This is a genomic window from Bradyrhizobium sp. 45, from assembly GCF_023073155.1.
Taxonomy (GTDB): domain Bacteria; phylum Pseudomonadota; class Alphaproteobacteria; order Rhizobiales; family Xanthobacteraceae; genus Bradyrhizobium; species Bradyrhizobium canariense_D.
In genome coordinates, this window is sequence record NZ_JADPIX010000041.1 from 1 (window position 1) to 2,055 (window position 2,055).

Genomic DNA, 2,055 nt, shown 5'->3' on the forward strand with positions numbered 1-2,055 from the left:
TTGGCCGGGTTCGCGACGAGGTGCTCAAGAGCACGGGGCGGCGGCAGGAGCCCTTCGTCTACGGATCGCTCGGCGGCGACACCGTGGCGCTGGTGCCGCTGATTGCCCCAAAGGTCGATCCGGACGCGGAGTCCCAGCGAGACTACGAATTTGCGGCGCAGATCGGCACAAGGGAGGCGTGGACCTCGTTTCTCGGCGTTCACGGTAGCGGCCCCTACGCTGTGTCTGCTCATGCGGCCCTCGACAAGCTGGATGCGGCGGAGAAGGCCCGTGAAAAGGCAGACCTGCTGAGGCGGCAAGCCGAACAGCAAGCCAGGCAGAAGAACGAGGATGTCAAGAAGCAGATCGAGGAGCAGGCTGCGCGCCAGGCCGAGCAGGCGAAGCTCCAGGTCTCAGAACAGGCCCGGCGCGATCTGGAGAAGGAGCGCCAACGCATCGCCGAGCAGGCCAAGCGCGAGCTCGACGATGCCCGGCGGCAGGTTGCGGAGGCGCGCCGGCAGGCGGAGGATGCGGCCCTTCAGGTCGAGCAGGCAAAGAAGCAGGCCGCGCTGGACGCGCAGCAGCAGATCGAGGCCGCAAGGCGCGAACAGGAACAGCGCGAGCGGGAGCGACAGGCCACACTCGCCGCGCTAACTCCGCCGGCTGCGCCTGCCCCTGCGTCGGTTGTCGTGCCGGCAATGGATCCGGCGGATATTGCACGCCTGCTCCAGGCCCATCTGAAGCGCGTCGGCTGCGATCCCGGGACCACCGACGGTGCCTGGACGGCGCCGTCGCAAAAGGCGCTCGACAATTTCAACCGAAACGCCGGCACCAGATTCGACGTCAAAGTTGCCAGCCTCGATGCGCTCGATGCGGTGCGCGGCCGGCCCGATCGTGTCTGTCCGCTGGTGTGCGCCAAGGGACAAAAGGCAGAAGGCGATCGTTGCGTCCAGATCGTCTGCGACGGCAATGACGTGCTGGATGCCCAGAGCACGTGCCGCCGGCGTCCCGATCCGCCGCCGCAGAAGCCAAAGGCGGTATCGCGCCAGGAGCCGAGCCCGCGCGGTCGCGCACGTCCGTCCGGCGGAGCCGATTCATGCGGAGGCAGCTGTGAGGGTGATTGAGACCGGTGCCGAGAGCACGGTGCTTCGGCAGCTCACAGGCTGGGAACGACGTTGACGTTGACTTTCAGATTCAGGAACGTGCGCTTGCCGGCGCCGTCCTCGAAGTAGAGTCTGCTCTCGAAATGGTCGCTGCCGGTAAAGCCGGAATTCGGCCGGTACACAGCCTTCGTCGAGTTGACCAGGCTGTAAGATCCGTTCGCCGGAGAGACGACGACGTCCTGGCCCACGAACGGACCCAGGGATTGGAAATTGAACCCGCAACCGCGGTCTTGCGCGACCCGCATCGGGATGACGACATTACAACCCTGGCAGATGTTGAAATGCGGGCGACGGCAAGCTGCGTTGGCATTCAAGCCGTGGGCGTTTCCGTAGCTCTTGTAGCCCGGGCGCATCTTGTCGGCGCTCGCAGTGCCGGAAAGAAGCAACGAGGCGCTGGTTACAATCGACAATACAACTGTCATGAAAGGACGGATCATTCTGAAAACCCCTTGGCGGCCAACGAAGCAAAAGCGATTTATGCCGACATAGAAGCTCAAGCGCCCCGGGGAGGCAAGTATCTGCGGAAGGTTGCTGGACAGCTTCCCAATGCCATGCCCCTTCCACTATCATTTCGAACAGGGAGTCGCCCGGCAGGACACTGCGCGGCGGCAACCGTCTCGCCTGACGGCCGGGCCTGATGTGTGATCGATGGCACAGACCCGAGGGCGGACCGCTATCGAAATAGTACTCATATCGATTGCAGCCACATTGCTGACGCGTGGAGCGAAGCCTGCATCATGATCCGATTGAGCCCTTCAGTCCCGATGTTGCGTTCAAGCCGGTTGGTCTGCCGGCTTGCGCTGTCGATGTTGTGGATGCTGGCAGCGGCGACGACCGCGCAGGCCGACAAGCGAGTGGCGCTGGTCCTTGGTGTGTCCAACTACCAGAGCGTCGCGCGGCTGGCCAATCCCGA

The 2,055-nt window shown here is 64.1% G+C and carries 1 protein-coding gene and 1 pseudogene; one reads left to right on the forward strand and one right to left on the reverse strand.

Going from position 1 to position 2,055, the window contains the following annotated elements; genetic code table 11:
• Positions 1 to 1,103: pseudogene (locus IVB42_RS06060) on the forward strand (hypothetical protein); the annotation flags it as partial.
• A 32-nt stretch (positions 1,104 to 1,135) separates the two neighbouring features.
• Here IVB42_RS06060 and IVB42_RS06065 read toward each other — a convergent pair.
• The gene (locus IVB42_RS06065; RefSeq protein ID WP_204512507.1) at positions 1,136 to 1,579 is read right to left on the reverse strand and encodes a hypothetical protein; all 444 of its coding nucleotides are present in this window, start codon (positions 1,577 to 1,579) and stop codon (positions 1,136 to 1,138) included.
• Positions 1,580 to 2,055 lie beyond the last annotated feature (476 nt).

What these genes read in the sequence shown, in the direction of transcription:
- IVB42_RS06065 (WP_204512507.1), bottom strand. Translation starts at nt 1,579, where the DNA reads ATGATCCGTCCTTTCATGACAGTTGTATTGTCGATTGTAACCAGCGCC.